The sequence below is a fragment of the Mycobacterium sp. NGS54 genome (assembly GCF_059812465.1).
On record NZ_JCALCS010000003.1, the window covers coordinates 75,736 to 100,369 of the forward strand.

At 68.0% G+C, this 24,634-nt stretch carries 29 protein-coding genes; 17 read left to right on the forward strand and 12 right to left on the reverse strand.

Annotation, left to right across the window (positions count from 1 at the left end; genetic code table 11):
- Positions 1 to 18: 18 nt before the first annotated feature.
- The 3 genes from AC5Y5E_RS09280 to AC5Y5E_RS09290 all read right to left on the reverse strand — a co-directional run bounded on the left by AC5Y5E_RS09280 (position 19) and on the right by AC5Y5E_RS09290 (position 3,258).
- The gene (locus tag AC5Y5E_RS09280; protein ID WP_499903262.1) at positions 19 to 1,314 is read right to left on the reverse strand and encodes an acyl-CoA dehydrogenase family protein; all 1,296 of its coding nucleotides are present in this window, start codon (positions 1,312 to 1,314) and stop codon (positions 19 to 21) included.
- 80 nt (positions 1,315 to 1,394) lie between these two features.
- A complete protein-coding gene (locus AC5Y5E_RS09285; RefSeq protein ID WP_499902708.1) occupies positions 1,395 to 2,093 on the reverse strand; it encodes a GAF and ANTAR domain-containing protein in 699 nt (232 codons plus the stop codon).
- Between the two features lie 67 nt (positions 2,094 to 2,160).
- Positions 2,161 to 3,258 (reverse strand): F420-dependent hydroxymycolic acid dehydrogenase, encoded by a 1,098-nt coding sequence (locus tag AC5Y5E_RS09290; protein WP_499902709.1) that lies wholly within the window; start codon positions 3,256 to 3,258, stop codon positions 2,161 to 2,163.
- A 51-nt stretch (positions 3,259 to 3,309) separates the two neighbouring features.
- Between AC5Y5E_RS09290 and AC5Y5E_RS09295 the strand changes: the two genes are divergently transcribed.
- A complete protein-coding gene (locus tag AC5Y5E_RS09295) occupies positions 3,310 to 3,915 on the forward strand; it encodes a GNAT family N-acetyltransferase (protein ID WP_499902710.1) in 606 nt (201 codons plus the stop codon).
- 7 nt (positions 3,916 to 3,922) lie between these two features.
- Here the strand turns inward: AC5Y5E_RS09295 and AC5Y5E_RS09300 are convergent, their stop codons facing one another.
- On the reverse strand, positions 3,923 to 4,285 hold the full coding sequence (locus tag AC5Y5E_RS09300) for a DUF732 domain-containing protein (protein WP_499902711.1): 363 nt from the start codon (positions 4,283 to 4,285) through the stop codon (positions 3,923 to 3,925).
- Between the two features lie 120 nt (positions 4,286 to 4,405).
- Between AC5Y5E_RS09300 and AC5Y5E_RS09305 the strand changes: the two genes are divergently transcribed.
- Complete coding sequence (locus AC5Y5E_RS09305; protein WP_499902712.1) at positions 4,406 to 4,738, forward strand: hypothetical protein; 333 nt, start codon at positions 4,406 to 4,408, stop codon at positions 4,736 to 4,738.
- Positions 4,739 to 4,781: 43 nt separating this feature from the next.
- Here AC5Y5E_RS09305 and AC5Y5E_RS09310 read toward each other — a convergent pair whose 3' ends face one another.
- A complete protein-coding gene (locus AC5Y5E_RS09310; RefSeq protein ID WP_499902713.1) occupies positions 4,782 to 5,456 on the reverse strand; it encodes a TetR family transcriptional regulator in 675 nt (224 codons plus the stop codon).
- A 70-nt stretch (positions 5,457 to 5,526) separates the two neighbouring features.
- Here AC5Y5E_RS09310 and AC5Y5E_RS09315 point away from each other — a divergent pair, with 70 nt between their 5' ends.
- From AC5Y5E_RS09315 to AC5Y5E_RS09330, 4 genes are read left to right on the forward strand one after another with little or no spacing between them, the layout of a single operon-like run.
- Positions 5,527 to 6,621 (forward strand): ferredoxin reductase, encoded by a 1,095-nt coding sequence (locus AC5Y5E_RS09315; RefSeq protein WP_499902714.1) that lies wholly within the window; start codon positions 5,527 to 5,529, stop codon positions 6,619 to 6,621.
- 35 nt (positions 6,622 to 6,656) lie between these two features.
- Entirely contained in the window at positions 6,657 to 7,763 is a 1,107-nt protein-coding gene (locus AC5Y5E_RS09320; RefSeq protein ID WP_499902715.1) for a fatty acid desaturase family protein, read from the forward strand.
- 55 nt (positions 7,764 to 7,818) lie between these two features.
- Positions 7,819 to 8,343, forward strand: a complete 525-nt coding sequence (locus tag AC5Y5E_RS09325; RefSeq protein WP_499902716.1) for an SRPBCC family protein — start codon at positions 7,819 to 7,821, stop codon at positions 8,341 to 8,343.
- Positions 8,343 to 9,383, forward strand: coding sequence for an LLM class flavin-dependent oxidoreductase (locus AC5Y5E_RS09330; protein ID WP_499902717.1), 1,041 nt, complete (start codon positions 8,343 to 8,345; stop codon positions 9,381 to 9,383). The genes AC5Y5E_RS09325 and AC5Y5E_RS09330 overlap by 1 nt, the downstream gene beginning before the upstream one ends.
- On the opposite strand, the gene AC5Y5E_RS09335 is transcribed toward AC5Y5E_RS09330, so the two are convergent.
- On the reverse strand, positions 9,380 to 10,483 hold the full coding sequence (locus AC5Y5E_RS09335) for a DUF1214 domain-containing protein (RefSeq protein ID WP_499902718.1): 1,104 nt from the start codon (positions 10,481 to 10,483) through the stop codon (positions 9,380 to 9,382). The genes AC5Y5E_RS09330 and AC5Y5E_RS09335 overlap by 4 nt on opposite strands.
- Positions 10,480 to 11,055, reverse strand: a complete 576-nt coding sequence (locus tag AC5Y5E_RS09340) for a TetR/AcrR family transcriptional regulator (RefSeq protein WP_499902719.1) — start codon at positions 11,053 to 11,055, stop codon at positions 10,480 to 10,482. Before AC5Y5E_RS09340 ends, AC5Y5E_RS09335 begins: the two co-directional genes overlap by 4 nt.
- 28 nt (positions 11,056 to 11,083) lie before the next feature.
- On the opposite strand from AC5Y5E_RS09340, the gene AC5Y5E_RS09345 reads away from it, so the two are divergent.
- Both AC5Y5E_RS09345 and AC5Y5E_RS09350 read left to right on the forward strand, forming a co-directional pair.
- Positions 11,084 to 12,328: a sulfotransferase family protein gene (locus AC5Y5E_RS09345; RefSeq protein WP_499902720.1), complete on the forward strand. Its 1,245-nt coding sequence runs from the start codon at positions 11,084 to 11,086 to the stop codon at positions 12,326 to 12,328.
- 27 nt (positions 12,329 to 12,355) lie between these two features.
- Positions 12,356 to 13,246, forward strand: a complete 891-nt coding sequence (locus AC5Y5E_RS09350; protein WP_499902721.1) for an alpha/beta fold hydrolase — start codon at positions 12,356 to 12,358, stop codon at positions 13,244 to 13,246.
- Positions 13,247 to 13,298: 52 nt separating this feature from the next.
- On the opposite strand, the gene AC5Y5E_RS09355 is transcribed toward AC5Y5E_RS09350, so the two are convergent.
- Both AC5Y5E_RS09355 and AC5Y5E_RS09360 read right to left on the reverse strand, forming a co-directional pair.
- On the reverse strand, positions 13,299 to 13,511 hold the full coding sequence (locus AC5Y5E_RS09355; RefSeq protein WP_067157920.1) for a TOBE domain-containing protein: 213 nt from the start codon (positions 13,509 to 13,511) through the stop codon (positions 13,299 to 13,301).
- Between the two features lie 33 nt (positions 13,512 to 13,544).
- The gene (locus AC5Y5E_RS09360) at positions 13,545 to 14,162 is read right to left on the reverse strand and encodes a TetR/AcrR family transcriptional regulator (protein ID WP_499903263.1); all 618 of its coding nucleotides are present in this window, start codon (positions 14,160 to 14,162) and stop codon (positions 13,545 to 13,547) included.
- Between the two features lie 142 nt (positions 14,163 to 14,304).
- Between AC5Y5E_RS09360 and AC5Y5E_RS09365 the strand changes: the two genes are divergently transcribed.
- Positions 14,305 to 15,645, forward strand: a complete 1,341-nt coding sequence (locus tag AC5Y5E_RS09365) for a cytochrome P450 (RefSeq protein WP_499902722.1) — start codon at positions 14,305 to 14,307, stop codon at positions 15,643 to 15,645.
- Between the two features lies 1 nt (position 15,646).
- On the opposite strand, the gene msrA is transcribed toward AC5Y5E_RS09365, so the two are convergent.
- The gene (gene msrA / locus AC5Y5E_RS09370) at positions 15,647 to 16,162 is read right to left on the reverse strand and encodes a peptide-methionine (S)-S-oxide reductase MsrA (RefSeq protein WP_499902723.1); all 516 of its coding nucleotides are present in this window, start codon (positions 16,160 to 16,162) and stop codon (positions 15,647 to 15,649) included.
- A 141-nt stretch (positions 16,163 to 16,303) separates the two neighbouring features.
- On the opposite strand from msrA, the gene AC5Y5E_RS09375 reads away from it, so the two are divergent.
- From AC5Y5E_RS09375 to AC5Y5E_RS09390, 4 genes are all read left to right on the forward strand, one after another.
- Positions 16,304 to 16,810, forward strand: a complete 507-nt coding sequence (locus tag AC5Y5E_RS09375; protein ID WP_499902724.1) for a nuclear transport factor 2 family protein — start codon at positions 16,304 to 16,306, stop codon at positions 16,808 to 16,810.
- Positions 16,807 to 17,826, forward strand: coding sequence for an NAD-dependent epimerase/dehydratase family protein (locus tag AC5Y5E_RS09380; RefSeq protein ID WP_499902725.1), 1,020 nt, complete (start codon positions 16,807 to 16,809; stop codon positions 17,824 to 17,826). The genes AC5Y5E_RS09375 and AC5Y5E_RS09380 overlap by 4 nt, the downstream gene beginning before the upstream one ends.
- 111 nt (positions 17,827 to 17,937) lie before the next feature.
- Entirely contained in the window at positions 17,938 to 18,720 is a 783-nt protein-coding gene (locus AC5Y5E_RS09385; protein ID WP_499903264.1) for a class I SAM-dependent methyltransferase, read from the forward strand.
- A gap of 346 nt (positions 18,721 to 19,066) precedes the next feature.
- On the forward strand, positions 19,067 to 19,450 hold the full coding sequence (locus AC5Y5E_RS09390) for a DUF427 domain-containing protein (RefSeq protein WP_499902726.1): 384 nt from the start codon (positions 19,067 to 19,069) through the stop codon (positions 19,448 to 19,450).
- Here the strand turns inward: AC5Y5E_RS09390 and AC5Y5E_RS09395 are convergent.
- Positions 19,430 to 19,837, reverse strand: coding sequence for a nuclear transport factor 2 family protein (locus AC5Y5E_RS09395; RefSeq protein WP_499902727.1), 408 nt, complete (start codon positions 19,835 to 19,837; stop codon positions 19,430 to 19,432). The two genes, AC5Y5E_RS09390 and AC5Y5E_RS09395, sit on opposite strands and share 21 nt — an antisense overlap.
- Positions 19,838 to 19,923: 86 nt before the next feature.
- Here AC5Y5E_RS09395 and AC5Y5E_RS09400 point away from each other — a divergent pair, with 86 nt between their 5' ends.
- Both AC5Y5E_RS09400 and dps read left to right on the forward strand, forming a co-directional pair.
- Complete coding sequence (locus tag AC5Y5E_RS09400; protein ID WP_499902728.1) at positions 19,924 to 20,835, forward strand: DNA-3-methyladenine glycosylase family protein; 912 nt, start codon at positions 19,924 to 19,926, stop codon at positions 20,833 to 20,835.
- An 81-nt stretch (positions 20,836 to 20,916) separates the two neighbouring features.
- Positions 20,917 to 21,465: a DNA starvation/stationary phase protection protein Dps gene (dps, locus tag AC5Y5E_RS09405; protein WP_499902729.1), complete on the forward strand. Its 549-nt coding sequence runs from the start codon at positions 20,917 to 20,919 to the stop codon at positions 21,463 to 21,465.
- Here dps and AC5Y5E_RS09410 read toward each other — a convergent pair.
- Positions 21,462 to 22,907 carry a chloride channel protein gene (locus AC5Y5E_RS09410; RefSeq protein WP_499902730.1) on the reverse strand — a complete coding sequence of 482 codons (1,446 nt, stop codon included), beginning with the start codon at positions 22,905 to 22,907 and terminating at the stop codon, positions 21,462 to 21,464. The genes dps and AC5Y5E_RS09410 overlap by 4 nt on opposite strands.
- A 115-nt stretch (positions 22,908 to 23,022) precedes the next feature.
- Between AC5Y5E_RS09410 and AC5Y5E_RS09415 the strand changes: the two genes are divergently transcribed.
- Together AC5Y5E_RS09415 and AC5Y5E_RS09420 are read left to right on the forward strand one after the other, a co-directional pair.
- Entirely contained in the window at positions 23,023 to 23,985 is a 963-nt protein-coding gene (locus AC5Y5E_RS09415) for a pirin family protein (protein WP_499902731.1), read from the forward strand.
- A gap of 2 nt (positions 23,986 to 23,987) precedes the next feature.
- Positions 23,988 to 24,623, forward strand: coding sequence for a TetR/AcrR family transcriptional regulator (locus AC5Y5E_RS09420; protein WP_499902732.1), 636 nt, complete (start codon positions 23,988 to 23,990; stop codon positions 24,621 to 24,623).
- The last annotated feature ends 11 nt before the right edge of the window (positions 24,624 to 24,634 follow it).

Genomic DNA, 24,634 nt, shown 5'->3' on the forward strand with positions numbered 1-24,634 from the left:
TTCTGCGTCTGCTCGGCGCTAGAACTCGGCGATCGAATGTTCGAGGCGCTCGGCCAGCCTGGCCTCGGCTTCGGCCCGCCGCGTCGGTATGTGCGCGGACGGGAAAGGCGTTGTCACCGGCTGGTATTCGCGCAGCGTCCGCCGGGCCACCGTCATCTTGTGCAGCTCGGTGGCGCCGTCGGCGATGCCCAGCGACTCCGCCGCCACCATCATCTTGACGAACGGCATCTCGTCGGACACGCCGAGCGCGCCGTGCAGGTGCATGGCCCGTTGCGCGACGTCGTGCAGCACCTGCGGCATGGCCACCTTCACCGCCGCGATGTCGCGGCGCACCTTCTGATAGTCGTGGTGCTTGTCGATCAGCCACGCCGTCCGCAGCACCAGGAGCCGGAACTGCTCGATCTGGATCCAGCTGTCGGCGATCTTCTCCTGGGTCATCTGGAAGTCCGACAGGTGACCGTGCCGGGTCTTGCGTGACACCGCCCGCTCGCACATCATGTCGAATGCCTTGCGCGCCAAGGCGATCGTGCGCATCGCGTGGTGGATGCGGCCGCCGCCGAGTCGGGTCTGCGCGATCATGAACGCCTGACCCTCGCCGCCCAGCACGTGATCGGCCGGCACCCGCACGTCGTTGTACCGGACGTAGCCGTGCGAGCCATGCTTGCCCGACTCGCCGCCCACCCCGACGTTGCGGATGATCTCGATGCCCGGCGTCTCGCCCGGAACGATGAACAGCGACATCTTGTCGTACGTGCGGGCGTCGGGCTTGGTCACCGCCATCACGATGAAGAACGACGCGTGCCGGGCGTTGCTGGAAAACCACTTCTCGCCGTTGATGACCCAGTCGTCACCGTCGCGGGTCGCGCCCGTCACGAACATCCCGGGATCCGAACCGCCCTGCGGTTCGGTCATCGAGTAGCACGAGGTGATCTCGCCGTCCAGCAGCGGCTGCAGGTAGCGGGCCTTCTGTTCATCGGTGCCGAACAGCGCGAGAATCTCGGCGTTGCCCGAATCGGGCGCCTGGCAACCGAAGACCGAAGGTGCCCAGCGGGACCGCCCGAGGATCTCGTTGAGCAGCGCGAGCTTGACCTGACCGAAGCCCTGACCGCCGAGCTCGGGCCGCAGATGCGCCGCCCACAGTCCCTGGTCCTTCACCTGCTGCTGCAGCGGCCGCAGGATCGCCATCATCTCGGCGTTCTTCTTGTCGTACGGGTCGAGCGCGACCAGGTCGAGCGGTTCCAGCTCGTCGACCATGAACTTTTCGACCCAGTCCAGCTTTGCCTGGTATTCCGGGTCAGTTTCGAAGTCCCACACCGTGGCCAACCGTTCCCCGGCGCAGCGCCGCACCGGACTCGTTGATAAGCCACCCCATCCTAGGCCGCGGCGGAAAGCGATCAGGCGTCGCCGCGAGTCTCGATGACGCGCCGGGCGATGTCGACAAGCTTGTTCTGGCTTTCCTGCGACAGCGCCCGCAACATCTCGAAGGCTCGCACGTCGTCCACGCCGTAGCGCTCCATGATGATGCCCTTGGCCTGACCGATGCGATCGCGGCTCGACAGCGCCGATTCCATGTGTTCCCCGTGGCGCCCGGCCATGATCGCCGCGGCCGCGTGTGCGGCGAACACCGAACCGATGGTCTCGGCTTCGGTGTCCCAAACGCCGGCCCTGAAGCTGAACAAGTTCAGTGCGCCCGCCGTGCGGTCGGCGGTGTACAGCTTGAACGACAGGCTGCTGAGCACACCGAGCTGGACAGCCGCCGGCGCGTATCGGGTCCAGCGCGGCTCGTCGCGCAGGTCGTCGCTCCGCACGATCGTTTGCTTGAGAGCGGCATCGGCACAGGGCCCTTCACCGAAGTCGTGCTGCAGCTTGTCGAGCCGCCCGGCCACGTCATCGGTGTCCGCCAGCGACTCGAAGTCGCCGCTCTTTTTCACCAGCAGCACGCCCGCGACGTCGGCTCCCGGTATGAGCTGCACCGCCGCGCCGGTCACATCGGCGAGCACCTGCTCGCACGCCCGGGGCGCGGAGATCTCCCGGGCGAGCGCAGCCATGCGCATGGCTAGCTCGTGGTTGGAGGTTGGGTGTGAAATGTCCATAGAGTTCGGTTGCGGCTCGTCCGCCACCCCCGGGTACCCGCCGTCGCCCGAATCTACCCGGGCCGCTTCAGTGCAGTCTGGGCAAGACGTTGGCGCCGTAGAAGTTGATCGCGGCGACGGGGTCGTCCTGGGGGAAGTGGAGAAACGGGATCGCTCCGGCGTCGATAACCCTTTGCACGGCACCCACGTGGGCCGAGGGATCGGTGCCGACCGCCCAGTTAGCCAGCACCTTGTCGATGGGATTGGCCTCGGCGGCGCGTTGGATGTCGACGGGATTCGGTTGGTCGACGGCGCCGGCGGTGAAGCGCCATAGGGTCGCGGCGCGGGTGGCCACGTCGTTGTTGCCGACGACCGCGAAAAGTTCGGCGCGCTTCCCCAATGCTGCGGCGTCCCGCCCGGCGGCCTGCGCCCCCGCGCTGAATGCGGCGAGCAGCGTCGCATTCGTCACGTCGTGGGCCTGCGTGATCCACCCGTCGCCGTACTGACCCGCCAGCTTCGCGCTCTTGGGCCCGCCGGCGGCGACGAAGATCGGTGGCGGCGTCGGGGGCGTGTCGTAAAGCCTCAAGGCGTTCGTCTGAAAGTAACGGCCGGCGAAGGAGATTCGCGAACCGCTCCACAGCTGACGGATCAATCCGATCGCCTCGACCAGTCGGTCATGACGCTCGGCGTAATTGCCGAACGCATTTGTGGTGGCCTGTTCGTTGAGCCGTTCGCCGGTGCCCAATCCCAGAAACACCCGTCCCGGGTTGAGGATCGCCAGCGAGGCGAACGCCTGGGCCACGGTGGCGGGGTGATAGCGATAAGTCGGGCAGGTCACCCCGCTGCCGAACGAGATTCGGCTGGTGGCACTGCCGACCAGGGCCAGGGTCAACCAGGGAAACATCGAGTGGCCCTCGTCGTCCTGCCACGGCTGGATGTGATCGCTGGCCCACACGTACTGAAAGCCGGCTTGCTCGGCCGCCCGGGCCTGCGCGACCAGCTGGTCGGTGCGGAACTGCTCGTGCGAGAGCACGACCCCCACGCCCTTGCCCACCGCCGGCGGCGGGGCGGCCGGATTGGCGCGGTCGGCCCCCGGCTTCTCGCAGCCCTGCGGTAGTCCGACAGCGCCGAGCGCGCCCGCGCCGGCGGCCATCCGCCCGAGCTTTCGCCGCGAGATGCCGGTCACCGGAGCGGCATACCCCTCGCGGGGCACGTCACACCCATTAACGTGACGTGGGTGGTCCCCCAAGCGCGCCCGGCGCGCAAAGCCGACATCCGCGAGCTATCACGCACCCTGGCCCGGGCGTTCTACGACGATCCGGTCACCACCTGGATGTTGCCCGACGACGACGCGCGGCCGGCGCAGCTGATCCGGCTGTTCGCGACGATGACACGCCGCCACCATCTGGCCGGTGGCGGCGTCGAGGTGGCGTGCGACGGGCCGGTCATCGGTGCCGCGGCGCTTTGGGATCCGCCGAATCGGTGGCGGCATTCACGCCGGGAAGAGCTGGCGATGATGCCGAACTTCATCCGGGTGTTCGGCCTGCATTCGGCGCGGGCGCGCACGGTGCAGGAATTCATGAAGACCGAACACCCCGAAGAACCGCACTGGTATCTGGCCGTGCTCGGGAGCGACCCGGCGGTCCGCGGCCAGGGCTTCGGCCAGGCCCTGATGCGGTCGCGGCTGGATCGCTGCGATGCCGAATATTGCCCGGCGTATCTCGAGTCGAGCAAGCCCGAAAACGTGCCGTATTACGAGCGTTTCGGGTTCACCGTCACCCGCGAGATCAACTTGCCCGATGGCGGCCCGACGCTGTGGGCGATGTGGCGGGAGCCGCGGTAGGGCGGTCCTAAGAGATCGGCACGTTGGTCGGCCCGCTGGCCATGTATTGGTACTGCGGGCAGTATGCGGCGATGGCCGACGAGGTGAAGAACGCGCTGTCGGCGTTGGACCAGTTGGTATAACCGGCCACGCCGGCAACGACGTCGTTCATCGGTTCGCCCGGGTTGGCGGTGAACTGGTCGCACACGTAAGCCCTGGCCACGAACATCGCGTTGTCGACGGTGCCGTACGGGATGCCGTTGCCATCGAGGGCCTGGAGGAAGGAGTCGTCGGCGACGTCCGCCTGCGCCGTCGGCGCCAACCCGACCCCGCCGATCAGCGACCCGGCGACCAAGATGGCGGCCGCGACGGGAGATGCGCGGAAGAACATGTGCCGAGACTCTCTCGCTCTGTGAAGTTGCCCGAAGATCGCAGCGTATGCGGCAAAGGGGCGAGTCACACGGGGAATTGGGAAAAGTTTAATCGCCGGGGCCCGGGGCAACCGATCTGCATGGCTAACGACAACGGCGACTTCCCGGCGGAAGGCGGCTCGGGCGACACCCTCAACCCGAGCGAAAGCACCGACTCCGATGAGCTGCGCAACGACGACGGCGACATCGTCGTCGACCCACCCGAGGGCTGGAGCGAAGCCGACCGGTTCGGGATGACGGCGCGCGAGGAGCGGCAGGGCGAATCCCTCGACGACCGGCTGGCCGAGGAGGAGCCGGATGTATCCGGCCCGACGCTCGACGCGGCCGACGACGGCCCCCGGCGCGCCCACCGCGGCCAGATCGACGGCGCACCCGAAGACGGCGATTCGCTCTACGAGGTCGTCGACGAGTAGACCGAAATCAGTGCTCGGTTGTTCACTCCGGCGATGAAATGACCTACGGAGCGCTTCGCCAGCCGGCTATGCCGATGGTGATCATCCGCAACTGTTTGACGGCGAGCCGTCGAATGTCTTCCAGCGCCTCGGTGCTCTGGGCGTCCTCGATCGCCTCGGCGATGACGATCATCGAGTTCACGAACAGGGTCGCCAGGACGTTGAGGTCCTCGGTGCTCCACTCGTTGAGCCGGTTGAAGCGGGCCAGGTCGGTGGCCAGTTCGGAGGTGATCAGCCGCAGCTCGGTGCGGATGGCATAGCGCAGCACGGTGACCCCGCCCGAGCGCTCCCGATAGATGAACCGCCAGTGCTCGCGGCGATCGGTGATGCTGGCGATGACGGTCTCGACCGACGACTCGATCACCCTGTTCGGGTCGAGCCGGCCGGTCCGCGCCCCGCGCAACGTGTCGCGCAGGGTGCGAAACGATTCGTCGATCAGCACCAGCCCGAGGGCTTCCATCGACTCGAAGTGACGGTAGAACGCCGCGGGCACGATCCCGACCTCCCGGGTCACCTCGCGCAGGCTCAGGCTGGAAAAGCTGCGGTCCTGCAGCAGCTTGAGGGCCGCGGCGATGATGGCGCGCCGCGTGGCCTCCTTGCGCTCCTCGCGCGACGGGTTCTCGCGCGAGCGCTCTCTGCCCGACCGATGCGGGCGTGAGGTAGGAGTACGGCTGTTCACTATGTGAACCCTACCACAAACCAGCACTAAACCCTTGACTACCTGCGGGGCGCGGACGCACGGTGTACACATGTTCACTCAGACTTCGTCCCGGAACCTCGCGCAAACCCTGCGCAGGCGCGTCCTGGGCTCAGACCTCTTAAACCTCCTCACCGGGCCGCACGGTATAGACCGCTACACCGAGCTGGTGGCGCCGACCTGGACGCTGGGCGAGGCCCGCGCGAAGGTCATCGACGTGCGCCGCACAACGCCGCGCAGCGTCACCCTCACGCTCGCCCCCAACGACGCCTTCCTGTCCGCGCACACCCTGAAGGCCGGCCAGTACGTCAACCTCACCGTCGACATCGACGGTCGCCGGCACACCCGCTGCTACTCACCGGCCGGCGCCGAAGGCAGCGCGACCCTCGAGCTGACGATCGGTCACCACGACGGCGGGCTGGTGTCGAGCTATCTGTACGAGCGGGCCCGCCGTGGCATGGTGGTCGGCCTGGCCGGGATCGGCGGCGACTTCGTGTTGCCCGCGGCGCGCCCGCGTCGCATCCTGTTCGTCTCCGGCGGAAGCGGCGTCAGTCCGGTGATGGCGATGCTGCGCACGCTGATCGCCGAGGGCCATTGGGGCGAGGTCGCGTTTGTGCACTACGCCCGCACCCCCGCCGAAGCGTGCTACCGCGAGGAACTCGCCGCCCATAACGATCGGCCCGGCGTCCGCGTCCTGCACGGCTACACCCGCTCGGAGGCCGGCGAGCTCGTCGGACGCTTCGGGCCGGAGCACCTGGCCGCCGCGATGCCCAACCCGGACGCCGTGTTCGTCTGCGGGCCGGCGACTTTGGTCGAGGCCGTGCGGGAACACTGCGACAACGTGTCCACCGAAAGCTTCGTGCCGCCGGTCTTCGATGCACCGGCGAATCCGTCGGGCGGGCGAATAACGTTCGCGGACAGCGGCATCGACGTCGTCGACGATGGCCGATCGCTGCTGGAGCAGGCCGAGTCGGCCGGGCTGACACCGCAGAACGGTTGCCGGATGGGCATCTGTCACACCTGCACGCGGCGAAAGACCGCCGGAACCGTGCGCAACCTGGTCACCGGCGCGGTGTCGGCCCAGCCCGACGAGGACGTGCAGATCTGCGTGTCCGTCCCGGTCGGCGACGTCGGCCTGTCGCTCTAGCTTTTCGAACATCAATGGACTTGAAAGGAGAAGCCATGACACACAACACGATCACCCTGACACCCGAGCAGGCCGAGGCGTTCGGCCGCGAACTCGACGCCATCAAGGAGCGCGTGATGGCGGACCTGGGCGAAGAGGACGCCGACTACATCCGCCGCGTCATCAAGACCCAGCGTGCGCTGGAGGTCGGCGGGCGCGCTCTGTTGTTCCTGCCGCCGGCGTGGCCGCTGGGCACCGTGCTGCTGGGCGTGTCGAAAATCCTGGACAACATGGAGATCGGGCACAACATCATGCACGGTCAGTACGACTGGATGCGCGACCCGGCGATCTCGGGTCGCACGTTCGAGTGGGATACGGCCTGCCCCGCCGATCAATGGCGGCACTCGCACAACTACATGCACCACACCCACACCAACATCGTGGGGATGGACCGCGATATCGGCTACGGCATCCTGCGGATGAGCGAAGACCAGCGCTGGCACCCCTACTATCTGGGCAACCCGGTCTACGCGTTCCTGCTGATGGTGCTGTTCCAGTACGGCGTCGCGCTGCACGAACTGGAAACCGAGCGCATCCGCTCGGGCGAGATCCGGCTGCGCGACAAGCGCGAGGTGCTCCGCGAGATCTGGAAGAAGACCCGGCGCCAGACGCTCAAGGACTACGTCGCCTTCCCGCTGCTGGCCGGGCCGTTCGCGCCGTTCGTCTTCGCGGGGAACCTCTCCGCCAACCTGATGCGCAACGTGTGGTCGTACATGATCATCTTCTGCGGCCACTTCCCGGACGGCACCCAGGAATTCACCGTCGAGGAGACCAAGGACGAATCCCGCGGCATGTGGTACTTCCGCCAGGTGCTGGGATCGGCAAACCTGACCGGGGGCAAGCTCTTTCACCTGCTGTCCGGCAACCTGTCGCACCAGATCGAGCATCACCTGTTCCCGGACATGCCGGCGCGCCGGTACGCGGACATCGCGCCCGAGGTGCAGGAGATCTGCCAGCGCTACGGCATCCCCTACAACCGCGGGCCGCTGATGCGCCAGTTCGGCACCGTCGTGCGCAAGATCGTCAAGCTGACCTTCCCGGACTCCTTGCTGCCGAAACCCGGTGGCAACCGGCCCGCCGATCGGGTTCCGGTCGCCGCATAACGTATGAGTCCCGCTTCGGTCCCGAGGCATTGCCTCGGGACCGTTCGGGGGGACAATGAGGTGCGTGGAATGGACCGGCGCGCGCTACGCGGATACCCCGACGGTGGAGGCGTCGGCGTGGATCGACGCCCGCCCCGAGCGGGTCTGGGATCTGGTCTCCGACATCGAGCTGATGCCGAGATTCAGCAACGAGCTGAAGGCGGTGGAATGGGCCGACGGCTCGGACCGGCCCCGCGTCGGTGCCCGCTTCGTCGGACACAACGAGCACGACGCGTTCGGCCAGTGGACCAGCACCTCGCAGATCGTCGCCTGCGATGCGCCGCGCGAATTCGCCTGGGCGGTCGGCGAACCCGACCACCCCTCGGCGACCTGGCGGTTCCGCCTGACGCCCCGCGACGGCGGCACGCTGCTGAGCTTCTGGATGCAGATGGGACCGGGACGCTCGGGGCTGTCGGTGGCCATCGACTCGATGCCGGACAAAGAAGAAAAGATCGTATTCGTGCGGATGCGGGAGTTCGAGGCCGCGATCGGCAAGACGCTCGCCGCGATCAAGAGGCTGGCCGAACGCGGAGTGCGTTGATGCGCACCGCGACGACGGTCGAATTATCCAGCGCCGCAAGCGGAGTCGTCGAGTTTGTCGTCGAGGCGGAAAGGCTGGGGCTCGACGTGTGCTGGGTCGCCGAGGCGTGGGGCGCCGACGCGCCCTCGGCGCTCGGCTTCATCGCGGCGCGGACCGATCGGATGCTGCTCGGTTCCGGCGTCCTGCAGATCGGCACCCGGTCGCCCGTCCTGGTCGCCCAGACCGCGATCACGTTGTCGAACCTGTCGGGCGGGCGATTCCTGCTCGGGCTGGGGGCGTCGGGCCCGCAAGTGATCGAGGGCTTGCACGGCGTCTCGTTCGGCCGGCCGCTGGCCCGGATGGCCGAGACGGTCGACATTGTGCGGCAGGTGTTCGCGGGTGGCAAAATCTCGCACTCCGGCAAGGAATTTCAGATTCCCCGAGCCGGCGGTGAGGCCGTGCCCATGCGATTGTCGACCCGGGCCGAACACACCATTCCGATCTACCTCGCGGCGCTGTCACCGGCCATGCTGCGGTTGACCGGGCGCCTCGCCGACGGCTGGCTGGGCACCAGCTTCGTTCCGGAGGGCGCGGGCGACGCGTTCTTCTCCCACCTCGACGAGGGGCTGGCGGCCGCCGGTCGCGCCCGCTCCGACATCGACATCTGCCAGGGCGCCGAGGTCGCCTTCGCCGTCGACGAGGACGAGCTGCGCGGCATGGTCGCGGGCCGCAAGAAGGAGCTCGCGTTCAGCCTCGGCGGCATGGGGTCATCGAGCACGAACTTCTACAACCAGGCGTACAGCCGGCAAGGCTGGGCCGAGGCCGCGGCCGAGGTCCGGGAGCGCTGGCAGCGGGGCGACCGCGACGGCGCCGCCGGGGTGGTGACCGACGAGATGGTACTGGCCACCACGCTGATCGGAACCGAGGAGATGATCCGGGCACGGCTCGCGGTCTGGCGCGACGCCGGGGTCGACACGGTTCGGCTGTATCCCGCGGGGGACACGATGAACGACAGGCTGGCGACCCTGGGGCGGGCCATCGAGCTGGTTGGCGAGACCTAGTGCACCCGCGTCGGCGCGTCGGCGGCCTTGACCAGCTGCACCTCGGGACGCGCAGGCACGCCGTCCGCCAGGAACCACCGGAAGGCGAGGTTGCCTCGCGGATAGTCCAGCGTGGTCAGTGAATTCGGATGGCTCGTCGTGCCGCGGGACAGCACGATCGTCACCGAGCCGTCACCGTTGGGCACGGCGCTGCTGCCGTTGACGGAGCACCTGGCATCGGCCGCGCCATAGGTGGCCATGAACTGGTTCCACACCACCATGTTCCAGAACCGGCAGGACGGCGGCCGGTGCGTGATGACCAGCGCCTCGTCGTCGTCGAGAACGAAGCTGCCGTAGGAATAGCACGCATCGCGCGCCGACCAGCCGAAGTTGGCGTCGGGAACCTGGTAGGGGTCGGCGAATTCGTTTGCCGCATGGGCCGTCTCGTGCCCGAGCGCATGCTCGTCGTCCGCTCTGGTGCCGACGGCCAGCGGCACGATTGCAAACATCGTACGCAGCCAAGTCGCCACCGCCCGCAGGCTCGCGGCGGTCTCGGCATCGCCGTGCCGGATCGGGTCCGGCTCGTCGAGCGCCTCGATGTGCCAGACGACCGGGCGCCCAGTCATCGGGTCGGCCTGATAGTCGCGGGTCATCAGCACGGCCGCGTCCGGTGTCGGCGGGAATTCGAAGCTGAAGTTGCCGTCCGCGTCCACGTCGAGGTCGCTGTCGCGGACGATCGCGACGACCCGGTCCGACCAGGCGCCGGGTGAGGGTTCGTTGTAGGCCGTGACCGAAAAGTACACGCTGTCACCGCGATTGCCGCTGACGCGGTAGCGCCGCTTCGGGTCCACCGGGCACAGGAAGTAGTAGGCGTCCGTGTTGTCGCCGCCCCAGCGGCGGTCGCGCCGGAACGGCGTGTTCACCGCGACGAATTGCGGGCGGCCGGGCTCGGGGAACAGGTAGGCGTCGAGGGCCACGCCCAGCGTGGCGGCGAGCATGCGGTAACCGTCGGCGATGTGGCGGTCGTCGGTGACGGCGCGCTCGCCCTCGAGGAAGCCGCGGTCGAGCTCACCGAGGGTGGCGAGCAGGTCCTGCCACGCCGCCGTCGAGTCGTGCGTCATGCGCTGATTCCCTTCAGTAGCAACGTGGTGGTGCGATCGACCCACTCGTCGTCCAACTCCTTGGCGCGGGTGAGCAGCGCGACCAGCGTGAGGCCCGCGACCGCCTCGGCCAGATCGGCGGCGGTGACGTCGGCACGCACCTCGCCCCGGGCGGTCGCGGCCTGCAGCCACTCGGCGAGGCCGCCGGCGATGACGCCGGCGAACCGCTCCAGCAGCGCCGAATGCAGGGTCGGGTCCGCAGCCATCTCGCCGACCAGGCCCGGCAGCGCCGCCCGCGCGGCCGGCGTCGTCAGGAAAGCCATTGTGCGGCGGACCATTTCGCGCAAGTCGTCGGACGGCGATCCGGTGTCGGGAATCGCCGTAGCGGCGCCGATCGGGAACACCGCCTCGTGCACGAGGTGCGCCTTGCTCGGCCAGCGCCGGTAGATCGCGGGCTTGCTGGTGCCGGCCCGCTCCGCGATGGCGGAGACCAGCAGGCCGGGATAGCCGGTTTCCGCGAGAAGTTCGACCGTCGCGCGCAGCACGGCGGCGTCGATACGCGGGTCACGGGGCCGGCCGAAATCTACAACCATTACGAAACTCAGAGTAACATAAGTCGCCGTGACCGATGCCGTTCGCTCCGTTCCCCTCGACGACCTGGCGCTGCCCCGGTTCGGCGCCGAGGCCCAGCAAATCCTCGACATGATGGCCACGATGGCCCCGGACTGTCCGCTCGACGCCGACGCCCTGCACTTGCGCGCCAGCGCCGACACCGGCCTGGACGATTTCGGCGCGGACGACTACCGAGAACGACTCGACGTCTACATCGCCGACCTGCGCGACATCGACGGGCTGCACGGCGCAGGAGCGGTCAACTTCTTCGCGCAGCTGGTACAGCTGCTGAAGAACCGGCTGCTGCTCACCGACCTACTACGCCGGCATCCCGAGATCGACGACATCGAGCTGCAGCCGCCGATCGTGATCGCGGGCCTGCCCCGCACCGGCACCACCCACCTGCACAACCTGCTGGCGGCGGCGCCCACCTTCCGCACCATGCCGTACTGGGAAAGCGTCGAACCGTTCCCGCTGCCGGCCGAGGCGGGGATGGAGCCGGATCCACGGCGTACCCGGATGGACGTCGGGGTCGCGGTCATCAACACCGTGATGCCGTATTTCCCGCTGATGCACGAGATGACGACGGACCACGTGCACGAGGAAATCCAATTGCTCGCCAACGACTTCTCGACGATGCTCTTCGAGACCCTCGCCGAGGCCCCCCGCTGGCGGCGCTACTACCAGGCGCACGATCAGACGCCGCACTACCGGTACCTGGCCCGGCAGCTCAAGGCCATGCAGTTCCTGCGCGGCGGCCGGCGCTGGCTGCTCAAGTCGCCGCAGCACCTCGAGCAGGTGCCGGTGTTGGACCGGGTCTTTCCGGGCAGCGTTGTGGTGTTCACCCATCGCGATCCGGTCCCGGTGGCGCTGTCGATGATCGCGATGATCACCTATTCCGCGCGGATGCACCGCTCGCCCGTGCCGGTGCGAGAGATCGCGGAGCAGTGGGTCGACCGGCTGGATCACATGCTTAGCGCGCTGGTCCGCGACCGCGACGCCATCGGTCCCGACCGCTCGGTCGACATCCGCTTCGACGATTTCATGGCCGACGAGCTCGGTGTCGCCGAGCGGGTGTACGCGCTGGCCGGCGAGCCGCTCACCGACGAGGCGCGCGCGGCGGTCGCCGGTTACCTGGCGGGTCACCAGCGCGGACGGCTGGGGAACGTCGAGACGTCGTACGAGATGTTCGGGTTGACGGAGGACGCCCTGCGGGAGCGCTTCGCGCCATACGTCGACCGGTTCCTGACCTGAGGTGGCGGTCGACTACGTTCAGAATTCATGGTCGCTATGCCCGCGCTGGACGGTGTCGAACACAGGTACGTCGAACTCGGGGATGGCGTGACGATCCACGTCGCCGACGCGGGCCCGGCGAACGGTCCGGCGGTGATGCTGGTGCACGGGTTCCCCCAAAACTGGTGGGAATGGCACGAATTGATCGGCCCACTGGCCGCTGACGGCTACCGGGTGTTGTGTCCCGACCTGCGGGGCGCCGGCTGGAGTTCGGCGCCGCGCTCCGACTACCGCAAGAACGACATGGCCGACGACCTGGCCGCGGTGCTGGACCGGTTGGGGGTCGCCACCGTGACGCTCGTCGGCCACGACTGGGGTGGGCCGATCTCGTTCATCATGATGCTGCGCCACCCGGAGAAGGTCACCGGGTATTTCGGCATGAACACCGCCGCGCCGTGGTTCAAAAAGGATCTCAAGCTCGTTCGCAATGTGTGGCGGTTCTGGTACCAGATCCCGATCATGCTGCCGGTGATCGGCCCGCGCGTGATCGCCGATCCCAAGGCCCGGTTCTACCGGTTCCTGGCGTCGTGGGTCGGCGGCGGCTACTTGGTCAACGAGGACGACGTGCGCTTCTACATCGAGTGCATGCGCCAGCCCGGGCACGCGGTGGCCGGCTCGCGGTGGTACCGCACCTTCCAGAGCACCGAGGTGTGGCGCTGGATGCGCGGCGAGTACGACGACGCCCGCGTCGAGGTGCCGGTGCGCTGGCTCAGCGGGACCAAGGATCCGGTGCTGACGCCGGATCTGCTCGACGGATACGCCGATCACATAACCGATTTCAAGGTCGAGTTGGTCGACGGCGTCGGCCACTGGATCGTCGAGCAGCGACCCGAGCTGGTGCTCGACCGGCTGCGCGCCTTCCTGCGCGGCGAAATATAAACTGCTGCGACACTTTTCGGCGTGTCGCGTGCGTCGTTGCAGTGTTGCGGCGCTACTCGACGCCGATGGTGACTTCCGTGGACTTGATGAACACGGTCGCGGGCTGGCCGACCGCCAGGCCCAGGTCGACCGCCGCGTCCTTGGTGACCGACGACGTGACGATCTGATCGCCGCCGTCGAGCTTGACCTTCACGATCGCCATCACGGCGCCGAGATCGACCTCGGTGATCGTTCCCTTGAGTTGGTTGCGGGTCGATAGCCGCATCGCAGTCCTCCGTCTGTGGGTCTGCGATCGAGCCTAGTGTCGCGGCCCGAGCAGGGCTATGGAGGCGTCCACGGCCGGTTCGACGATCCCGCGCACCGGTTTGCCATCCTCGACGGCCAGCGCGGTCAGCTCGCGCAGGCCGCCCAACAGGATCACGGCCAAGGGCGCGGTCAACGGCGGCAGCTCCGCGCGCCGGAATCCCGGGCTGGCGCTGAGGTCGATCAGCAGGTTGGACAACAAGTGCACGCCGCGGCGCTGCACCGGGCGGGCAACCGCACCCAGCGACGGCAGCTCGCGGATCAAGCTCAAGGTGATGGCGGGGCGGGACTCCATATGTCCGACGTAGGCCTCGACGGCCTGCCGAATTTGGTGGTGCCAGTCGGCCTCGGGGTCCACGGCCACGGCAATGTTCTCGCCGAGCTTCTCGATGTCGGCCCGCAGCAGTTCCAGGAAGCAGTCCTCTTTGCTCGCGAACTGGTCATAGAACGTCCGCTTGGACGTGCGGGCGTGGCGGACGATGTCGGCGACCGTGCTGGTCCGGTAGCCGCGCTCTCCGATCGCGGTGGCGAGTCCGTCGAGCAGCCGGACGCGAAACGCGTCGGGCTTGGCCGGCGGGTCGTCGAGCGCCGCGTCGTCAGCCGTTGGTGACACCGCTGCTGTCACGGCGGACGCTCCCTTCGGTGAGTACGGGACCTTGTCAGGCTTGGTACCACAGAGTACCGTATCGGGAAAGGTTTTGGTACACCGCGGTACCGTCCCAGATCCGGGGCAGAATATGGGGAGCAGCAACGCCATGAGCGACGTCGTCACCGCCCCGCCGGGGGCCCCGGCAGTCAAGCTGCCGCCCGCGGCACGGATTCCGAAGCTGTTGTGTGGCATCGCCTTCGCGACTTCGCGCCGCGGGATGGTCAGCCGCCTGGCGCGCCGCCACGGCGACGTGTTCACGCTCAACATCCCGATCTACGGTCGCGTCGTGATGGTCGGCGACCCGCAGCTGGCCAAGCAGATCTTTACGACCGGCCCCGAGGAGCTCGGCAACATCCAGCCCAACCTCAGCCGCCTGTTCGGCACCGGCTCCGTGTTCGCGCTCGACGGGGACGATCACCGCCGGCGGCGGCGCCTGTTGGCGCCGCCCTTCCACGGCAAGAGCATGAAGAACTACGAGGCGATCATCGAAGAGGAGACGCTGCGCGAGACGGCCAATTGGCCGGAGGGCCGGCCGTTCCCGACGCTGCCGTCGATGATGCACATCACGCTCAACGCGATCCTGCGCGCCGTGTTCGGCGCCGACGGCGCCGAGCTCGACGAGCTACGCCGGCTCATTCCGCCGTGGGTCACGCTCGGCTCGCGGCTGGCCGCACTGCCGAAACCCGAACGGACATACGGCCGGTTCAGCCCGTGGGGCCGGCTGGCCGAATGGCGGCGCCAGTACGACGTCGTCATCGACAAGCTGATCGACGCCGAGCTGGCGGATCCGAACTTCGCCGACCGCACCGACGTGCTCGCGCTGATGCTGCGCAGCACCTACGAGGACGGCTCGGCCATGTCGCGCAAGGACATCGGTGACGAGCTGCTCACCTTGCTGGCCGCCGGCCACGAGACTACCGCCTCCACCCTGGGCTGGGCGTTCGAGCGGCTGACGAGGCACCCCGAGGTGCTGGCCGACCTGGTCGAGGAGGCCGACAACGGCGGCAGTGAGCTGCGCCAGGCGGCGATCCTGGAGGTGCAGCGGGCCAGAACCGTCATCGATTTCGCGGCGCGCCGCGTCTATCCGCCAACCTTCCAGCTCGGCGAATGGGTCCTCTCCCAAGGGGATTCGATCATCATCAGCATCGCGAAGATCCACGACAACCCCGACATTTATCCCGACCCGGAGCGCTTCGATCCGCAGCGCTACATCGGGGGCAAGCCGTCCACGTTCGCATGGATCCCGTTCGGCGGCGGTACCCGCCGCTGCGTGGGGGCCGCGTTCGCCAACATGGAGATGGACGTGGTGCTGCGAACGGTGCTGCGCGACTTCACGATTGAGACCACGACGGCACCAGGCGAGCGCTGGCACTCCCGCGGCGTCGCCTACACCCCCAAGAACGGCGGGCGCATCGTGGTGCACCGGCGGCGGAGCGCCGGGGACTAAATCAGCCGCCGGCGGCGGCGCGGCGCGGCAGCTTCCAGCCGGGACGAACGAAGTGGCAGGTGTACCCGTTGGGGTAGTGCTGCAGGTAGTCCTGATGCTCGGGCTCGGCCTCCCAGAAATCCCGGGCGGGGCTGACCTCGGTCACGACCTTGCCCGGCCACAGGCCCGACGCGTCGACGTCGGCGATGGTGTCGAGCGCGATCCGCTTCTGCTCGTCGTCGAGGTAGAAGATGGCCGAGCGATAGCTGGTCCCCATGTCGTTGCCCTGGCGGTTCTTCGTCGTCGGATCGTGGATCTGGAAGAAGAACTCCAGCAGCGCGCGGTAATCGGTGACCGCCGGGTCATAGACGATTTCGATGGCCTCGGCGTGCGTGCCGTGATTGCGGTAGGTCGCGTTGGGGACGTCGCCACCCGTGTAGCCGACCCGGGTCGAGATGACGCCAGGTTGCTTGCGGATCAGGTCCTGCATGCCCCAGAAGCAGCCGCCGGCGAGAACCGCCTTTTGAGGATCTGTCATTACTTGCCCCTCCTTGCCGTCTCGCTACCCGTAGTCGCGTGCAACCCGAGGCGATCTTCCGATTATTCCGCATAGCCGCCCCTGGCGGCCGCCGGCGCGCAATGCTCGACAAACGTCAATAGAACGTGTTCTAGTTTTGGCATGACTACCGGCACTTTCTCGCGCGGCGAACTCGCCGCCGCCTTCGAGAAATTCGAGGAAACCGTCGCCCGGGCGGCCGAAACCCGGGACTGGGACGCCTGGGTCGAGCAGTACACGCCGGATGTCGAGTACATCGAGCACGCGGCGGGCACCATGCGCGGCCGCGACGAGGTGCGCGAGTGGATCAAGCAGACGATGACGACCTTCCCCGGCAGCCACATGGTCGCGTTCCCGACGCTGTGGTCGGTCATCGACGAGCCCACCGGGCGGGTCATCCTCGAGCTGGACAACCCGATGCGCGACCCCGGCGACGGCAGCGTCATCAGCGCCACCAACATCACCATCATCACGTACGCCGGCGACGGCTTGTGGAGCCGCGAGGAAGACATCTACAACCCGCTGCGTTTCCTGCGGGCGGGGATGAAGTGGTGTCGCAAGGCGCAGGCGCTGGGCACCCTCGACGACGACGCGGCGCGCTGGATGCAACAGAACGGCGGTCAACAGTGAGCGCGAAACCCAAGCTGGTCATCGGGGCCAACGGCTTTCTGGGTTCGCATGTGACCCGCCAGCTCGTCGCCGACGGCGCCGAAGTGCGGGTCATGGTGCGCCCGAACGCAAACACCCGCAGCATCGACGACCTCGAGGTCACCCGATTCCTGGGCGACGTCTTCGACACCGACACGGTGCGCGCGGCGATGGACGCCGTCGACGACGTCTACTACTGCGTCGTCGACACCCGCGCCTGGTTGCGTGACCCGTCGCCGTTGTTTCGCACCAACGTGGACGGCCTGCGCAACGTCCTCGACGTCGCCGTCAAAGAACCCGGCCTGCGCCGGTTCGTCTTCACCAGCACCTACGCGACGGTGGGCCGGCGACACGGGCACGTGGCGACCGAAGAGGACGTCATCGATCCCCGCGGCCTGACCCCGTACGTCCAATCCCGGGTCCAGGCCGAAGATTTGGTGATGCGCTACGTCGCCGACGCCGGGCTGCCGGCCGTCGCGATGTGCGTCTCGACGACGTACGGCAGCGGGGACTGGGGAGGCACCCCGCACGGTGCCTTCATCGCCGGCGCGGTCTTCGGCAAGCTGCCCTTCCTGATGAACGGCATCCAGCTCGAGGTCGTCGGCGTGGACGACGCCGCCCGGGCCATGATCCTGGCCGCGGACCGCGGCCGCGTCGGGGAGCGATACCTGGTCTCCGAGCGGATGTTCGCGCTGAACGATGTGGTGCGAATCGCGGCCGACGAGGCCGGCGTACCGCCACCGCGGCGCGCGATCTCGGTGCCGGTGCTCTATGCCCTGGCCGCGTTCGGCACGCTGCGGGCGCGACTCACCGGCAAGGACTCCGAACTCAGCCTCAAGTCGGTGCGGATGATGCGCGCCGAAGCGGACGTCGACAGCAGTAAGGCAAAGCGCGAATTGGGTTGGCAGCCACGCCCGGTGGAGGAATCCATCCGTGAGGCGGCCCGGTTCTGGGCGGAGCTGAAGGTCGCCAGCGGCAAAAGCGCGACGCCGAGCTGAACGCCGCGCCGCCGGGCGTTCAACGCTGCTGGCGTGGCCGCCCCGCGACTAGCCTCGGGCGGCGTGACTGCCGAAAAGGTAAGCGTTGACCTCAGCGGGGCGCCCCAGACGATGCTGGCAACGCTGTACGCCAAGGCGCTGGACGCCGACTTCAAGACACCGATCCTGGGCGACCGGTATGCGAAGGAGATCGTCCAACGCATCGACTACGACTGGAAAAAGACCACCATCACCGCGCGCAGGGCGCCGTCGGTCACCACCCGGTCCGCGCACTTCGACGCCTGGGTCCGCCAATTTCTTGCGGCGCACCCGCGGGCCGTCGTGCTGCACCTGGGCTGCGGACTGGACAGCCGGTGTCTGCGGGTGCAGCCGGGCCCGGGCGTCGACTGGTACGACGTCGACTACCCCGAAGTCGCCGCGCTGCGCGCCCAGCTCTACCCCGCGCGCGACCACTATCGGATCATCGCCGCCTCCGTCACCGACCCGGCCTGGCTCGGGGACATTCCCGCGGACCGTCCCGCGCTGATGATCGGCGAGGGGCTGACCATGTACCTCAACGAGCAGGACGGCACCGCACTACTGCGCCGCGTGGTCGATCACTTCGGCTCGGGCGAGCTGCAGTTCGACGCCTTCAACTCGCTCGGGATCAAGTCGCAGTGGCTCAACACCGTCGTGCGCCGTTCGGGATCCACGCTGTCCTGGGCGATCAACGGGCCTGACGACATCGTCGACGCCGTGCCGGGTGTGCGGCTCATGGCCTGGGAGCGGTGGTTCGAGTCGTACACCTTCGCGCAACTCCCGCCCTCCACGCGGGCGCTGGGGAAGGTCATGTCGCTGGTTGAGGCCGTCGCCAACATGGCGCAATACCACCGCTACGCATTCGGGCCGGCCTGATCGGGGAGGGTTGAGCGCGCGGTCGCTTGTCCCGGTTTCAGTTGGCCGGCCTCGACGGCAACGTCGTGACGATCGCGTCATCGGCCGTCGCGGACGAGGCGAGTTGCGGCGGATGCAGCGGCAGTTCGCCCGTGGGCGCAGCGCCCACGGGCTCACCTGCACGGTCGGAATTTGCAGCTAGGCCACCGCGTCGACCGCCTGCAGCTGCGCCGAATTGGAGCCCACGCCGCGCACTCCGAGTTTCATGCGCGCGCATACCCCCGGATGTTCGCCCTAAGCAAGCTCCCCGGGAAGTCTTGGACCCTGGTTGGTGTTGCAAGCTGCATCCGCGTCTGAGGAGGAACCCATGAGCCACCCGGAAATCAAAGAACCGAGCGCCGGGCATCCGATCACCATCGAGCCGACGAGGGGCCGGGTGCAGGTCCGCGTCAAGGGCGAACTCGTCGCCGACACCACGGCGGCGTTGGAGCTGCGTGAGGCGACTTTGCCTGCGGTGCAATACATCCCGATGGGTGACGTGGTCTCCGATCGACTCACTCGCACCGACACCAGCACCCACTGTCCGTTCAAGGGTGACGCCAGCTACTACAGCGTGACCACGGCGGCCGGCGAAACGGTCGACGATGTGATCTGGACATACGAGCAGCCCTACCCCGCCGTCGCGGCGATCGCGGGGCACGTCGCCTTCTACCCGAACAAGGCGGAGATCTCAGTAGCCGCCGCTGGGTGACGGGGGCAGCGCCCGCTCCTGTGCGCGGGTGTCGCTGTATTCGCGCATCGACACGATGAGCCCGTCGCGCGTTTCGAAGATGCAGACGAAGGGGCTGTCGTATTCGGCGCCGTCGGTGGTGGTGCCGGACGCATTGGCCTCGATCACCACTGTGTCGCCCTCGGTGATGCAGCGGCGCAGGTCGACGGTGATCTCGAGGGTCCGCTTGCGCCAGTCGACCGATTGCCGCAGGGTCGCCTTGTCGAAGGAGATCCGGGTGTACAGGCTCCAGTAGGTGAAGTCGTCGCTGAGCAGCATGAAGCCCTCGTCCAAGTCGCCGCCCTCGCTCAAGCTCTGCAGGAACATCCAGGCGAGTTCGGTCTGCGGGGCATCGAAAGGCGTCATCACATCGCAATATTGTCGTGGGACATCGTTAGCGGTCAATCAGCTCGATCCCCGGAGTCGGCTGTGACCCCAGACTGCAGAGATATCGGGTGAAGAGCGCGCGCACGGTCACGTTCCCCGGGGCGGCCAGCTTCGGGCACACCCTGGCACCGCTGCGCCGCGGTTCAGGCGACCCTTGTTTCCGGCTGCCGGGCGACGGCACCATCTGGCGAACCGGCCTGCTGCCCAGTGGGCCCGTCACGGCGCGGATCAGCCGCGCCGCCGCCAACGCGGCCCATTGCGAGGCCTGGGGTGGCGGGGCGCAGGAATTCCTCGAGACGCTGCCCGCGATGCTGGGCGCCGACGACGACGCCTCGGACTTCGAACCGCGCGACCCCATCGTCGCCGCCGCGCACCAACGCGTGCCACACCTGCGACTGGGCCGCACCGGGCGGGTGCTGGAGGCCCTGATCCCGGCGATCATCGAGCAGCGGGTGCCCGGCGCCGACGCGTTTCGGTCCTGGCGCGTCCTGGTGTCCAAGCACGGGACGCCCGCGCCCGGACCGGCGCCGGCCGGGATGCGGGTGCCGCCGTCGGCCGAGGCGTGGCGGCACATCCCGTCGTGGGAGTTTCATCGCGCCAACGTCGACCCGAGGCGGGCGCAGACCGTGGTGAGTTGTGCGCGACGGGCGGCCTCGCTGGAGCGGCTGGTGTCACGCCCGGCGGAGCAGGCCCGCCGGGCGTTGATGTCCCTGCCAGGAGTCGGCGAGTGGACCGCGGCCGAAACCGCGCAGCGGGCATTCGGTGACGCCGACGCCGTGTCGGTGGGCGACTATCACATCCCGAAGATGATCGGCTGGACGCTGCTGGGCCGCCCCGTCGACGACGCGGTGATGCTCGAGCTGCTAGAACCGATGCGCCCGCATCGCCACCGGGTGGTGCGGCTGCTGGAGGCCAGCGGCCTGGCGTACGAGCCGCGGCGCGGCGCGCGGCTGCCGGTGCAGCAAATCCGCACGCTCTGACCCGCGGTGTTTTCCAGCTGGGCCATCGGGTACCCAGCAGGGCAAGCACGCGAACCGCAGGGAAGGAAGCTAGGAAAAGCAATGACCCAGTTCACTATTCCGGGATTGACCGACAAGCAGGCGGCGCGACTCACCGAACTGCTGCAAAGGCAACTGAGCACCTACAACGATCTGCACCTCACGTTGAAGCACATTCACTGGAACGTGGTGGGCCCGAATTTCATTGGCGTGCACGAGATGATCGACCCCCAGGTGGACGCGGTGCGGAACTTCGCCGACGATGTCGCCGAACGCATTGCGGCGCTTGGGGCTTCGCCGCAGGGCACGCCGGGCGCGATCATCAAGGACCGCTCGTGGGACGACTACTCCGTCGGCCGCGACACCGTCCAGGCGCATCTGGCGGCGCTGGACCTGGTCTACAACGGCGTGATCGAGGACATCCGCCAAGCCATCGACGAGACGGACGAACTCGACCCGGTGACCCAGGACCTGTTGATCGGGCAGGCGGGGCAACTCGAGAAGTTCCAATGGTTTGTCCGGGCACATCTGGAAAGTGCCGGGGGCGCGCTGGCCCACGAGGGAACCAGCACCGAAAAGGACGCAGCGAGCAGCGCGCGACGCGAGTCCTAGCTTTGGGTGGGCGATTCGCCGTCGGCGACCGGCGAAGCTTGGCGCGCGCGCTCGGCTTCGGCGGTTTCCCGGTTCAGCCGCTGCGCCTCGTAAATCGTGACGTTGCTGCGCGACAGCACCAACGCCGCTATCCCGACGGCGAGGATCGCGCCGGGCACCACCGAAAATGAGCCGGTCATCTCGGCGACCATGATCATGATGGCCAGCGGCGCGCGCGCCACGCTGCCGAAGCACGCCATCATGCCGACCACGACGAAGATGCCCGGCTGGTGCGGCACCCCGGGCAGTCCGGACAGCTCGCCCAGGCGCCAGACCGCGGCCCCTACGAAGGCGCCGATCACGATCCCTGGCCCGAATAGCCCGCCGGATCCGCCGGTGCCGATCGATAGCGATGTGGCGACGATCTTGGCGATCGGCAGGACGACGACGATCCACAACGGGATCGCCATCAGCGACGTGCGATCGGCCGCCAGCTGGGCCCAGCCGTAGCCGCTGCTGAGGACCTGCGGGAGCAACAGTCCCAGCAGCCCGACGAGCAGGCCGCCGAGCGCCGGCTTGAGCACGGGCCCGCCGGGCAGCCGGTCGGTGAGCCGCACGGTGGTGTGGAAGGTGCGGGCATACAAATAGCCGACCGCCGCCGCGACCAGACCGATCACCACGAACCACAGCAGCGGCCATGCCTTCTCGAAGCGATACTCGGCGTCGATGTAGCCGAACAGCGGATCGAAGCCGAGGAAGGCCCCGAGCACCGCGTAGGCCGTGCCCGACGTGATAAAGCCGGGCAGCAGGTAGCGGTACTCGAAGTCGTCACGGTAGGGGATCGACGCGGCCAGCACCGCCCCACCCAACGGCGCGGCGAAGATCGCGCCGATGCCCGCGCCGATGCCCAGCGCCACCGCCGTCCGGCCGTCCTCGTCGGAGAGGTTCAGCCGCCGGGCGAGCAGCGAGGAAAAGCCGGCCGAGATTTGCGCGGTCGGGCCCTCGCGGCCGGCCGAACCGCCCGAGCCGATGGTCAGCGCGCTCGCCGCCATCTTCACCAGCACCGCACGGAAGCGGATGGCGCGGGGATCACCGTGGACGGCCTGGATGGCTTCGTCGGTGCCGTGACCGGTCGCCTCCGGGGCCAGCTTCGTCACGATCAACGCGGACAGCAACGCGCCGCCCGTCGTCACCAACGGGATCGCCCACGGCCGGCTGAAGCCCGCCGACCCGTGGCCGCCACCCTCCCCGACGGGCGTCGGGATGTGATATCCGGCCAGGTAGCCGAGCAGAAACTCGGCGGTGTACTTCAGCGCGAAGTAGAAGACGACGGCTCCCAGGCCCGCGATGACGCCGATGATGACGCCCAGCAGCAGCCACTTTTGCAGGTAGCCCGACTTGCGGATCGAGGCCCCGAAGCGCCCGCCCGCGGCGCGGGCCGGGGCCTCCGCCGGGTCGCTCACGCCGCGCGCCTGACCCCAAGCATCACGTCATCTTATGCAGCGCGACCGGCCGCACGCCGGGGAATAAGCGGACCAAAGTCCGGTTATATGGGTATCCGTTACCGAGGAGGTAAAAGTGCCCGCTATAACCACAAATACGTTGACGCTGCCGCGCGTCGGCGCCGCCGGCCCCGCCGAGACCGAACGGCCGGTCCGGTCGATCACCACCGGACCGCGCGGCTACGAGGGCGAGGGTTTCCCGGTGGTCCGGGCGTTCGCCGGGATCGACGCCGCCGCCCTGGATCCCTTCGTGCACATGGACCAGATGGGCGAGGTGGATTACCAGCCGGGTGAACCCAGGGGCACCGACTGGCATCCGCATCGAGGGTTCGAAACCGTCACCTACATGATCGACGGGAAGTTCGCGCACCAGGATTCGCACGGCGGCGGCGGCCTGATCACCGACGGCGCGACACAATGGATGACGGCGGGTTCGGGCATCCTGCACATCGAGACCCCGCCCGCGGAGCTGGTCGAAAGCGGCGGCGTCTTCCACGGCGTCCAGCTGTGGGTGAATTTGCCCAAGAGGGACAAATTCGCGGCGCCGCGGTATCAGGCCATCGAGGGCGGCGACGCCGGCTTGGTCGCGTCGGACGACGCCGGAGCCCTGGTGCGCATCATCGCCGGCGAGATCGACGGTCACCACGGCCCCGGGATCACCCACACGCCGATCACGCTGGCCCACGCGACGATCGAAGGCGGCGCCCGGCTCAACATTCCGTGGCGGCGCGATTTCAATGCGCTGGTGTACGTGCTGTCCGGCAGCGGATACGTCGGTCCGGTGCGCCACCCGATCCGCTCGGGGCAATTGGCCGTGCTAGGGCAGGGTGACCGGATCACCGTGGGGGCCGACCGGCAATCGATCGACGTGTTGTTGCTGGGCGGTCAGCCGATTCGCGAGCCGGTATTCCACTATGGGCCTTTCGTGATGAACAGCCGTGCCGAATTGGTCCAGGCGCTGCAGGACTACCAGGCCGGAAAATTCGGCAGCGTTCCGCCAAATGCTTTAATGCCACACCGAGGCGGTGGCACACTCTAGAAATGTCGCAAACGGCGAGTCGCCGGCCGGGACGTCCGCCCGCCGCAAAGGCGGACGAGACGCGCCAGCGGATCATGCAGGCGGCTCGCCTGGTGTTCAGCGAGCGGGGTTACGACGGCGCGACGTTCCAGGCGATCGCCGCGCGCGCCGACCTGACCCGACCGGCGATCAACCACTACTTTTCCACCAAGCGGCTCCTGTACCGGGAGGTGTTGAAACAGACGAACGGCCTCGTCATCGGGGCCGGCATCCGACAGGCGGAGAGCGAGACCACGCTCACGGGGCGGCTCACGGCGTTCATCACCGCGGCGGTGCGGGCAAACTCCGACAATCCCGCCGTCTCGGCGTTTATGATTGCCGCGGTGCTCGAGTCGCAACGGCATCCAGAATTAAGCGGAGCCGAAATTGATTCGGTCAAAATCAGCCGCGAATTTCTGACGTCGGCGGTCAACGATGCAATCGAGCGCCGGGAGGTCGCCCCCGATATCGACGCGTCCGCATTGGTCGAGACGCTAATAGTCGTGCTCTGCGGGGTCGGGTTTTACGCCGGCTACATCCGCAGCTATGAGGAGATCCTGGCGATCAGCGACGTGCTGCGCCGGCTGCTGGAAGGCGCGCTCTGGAGTCCGGAGACCTGACCGGCCGGGCG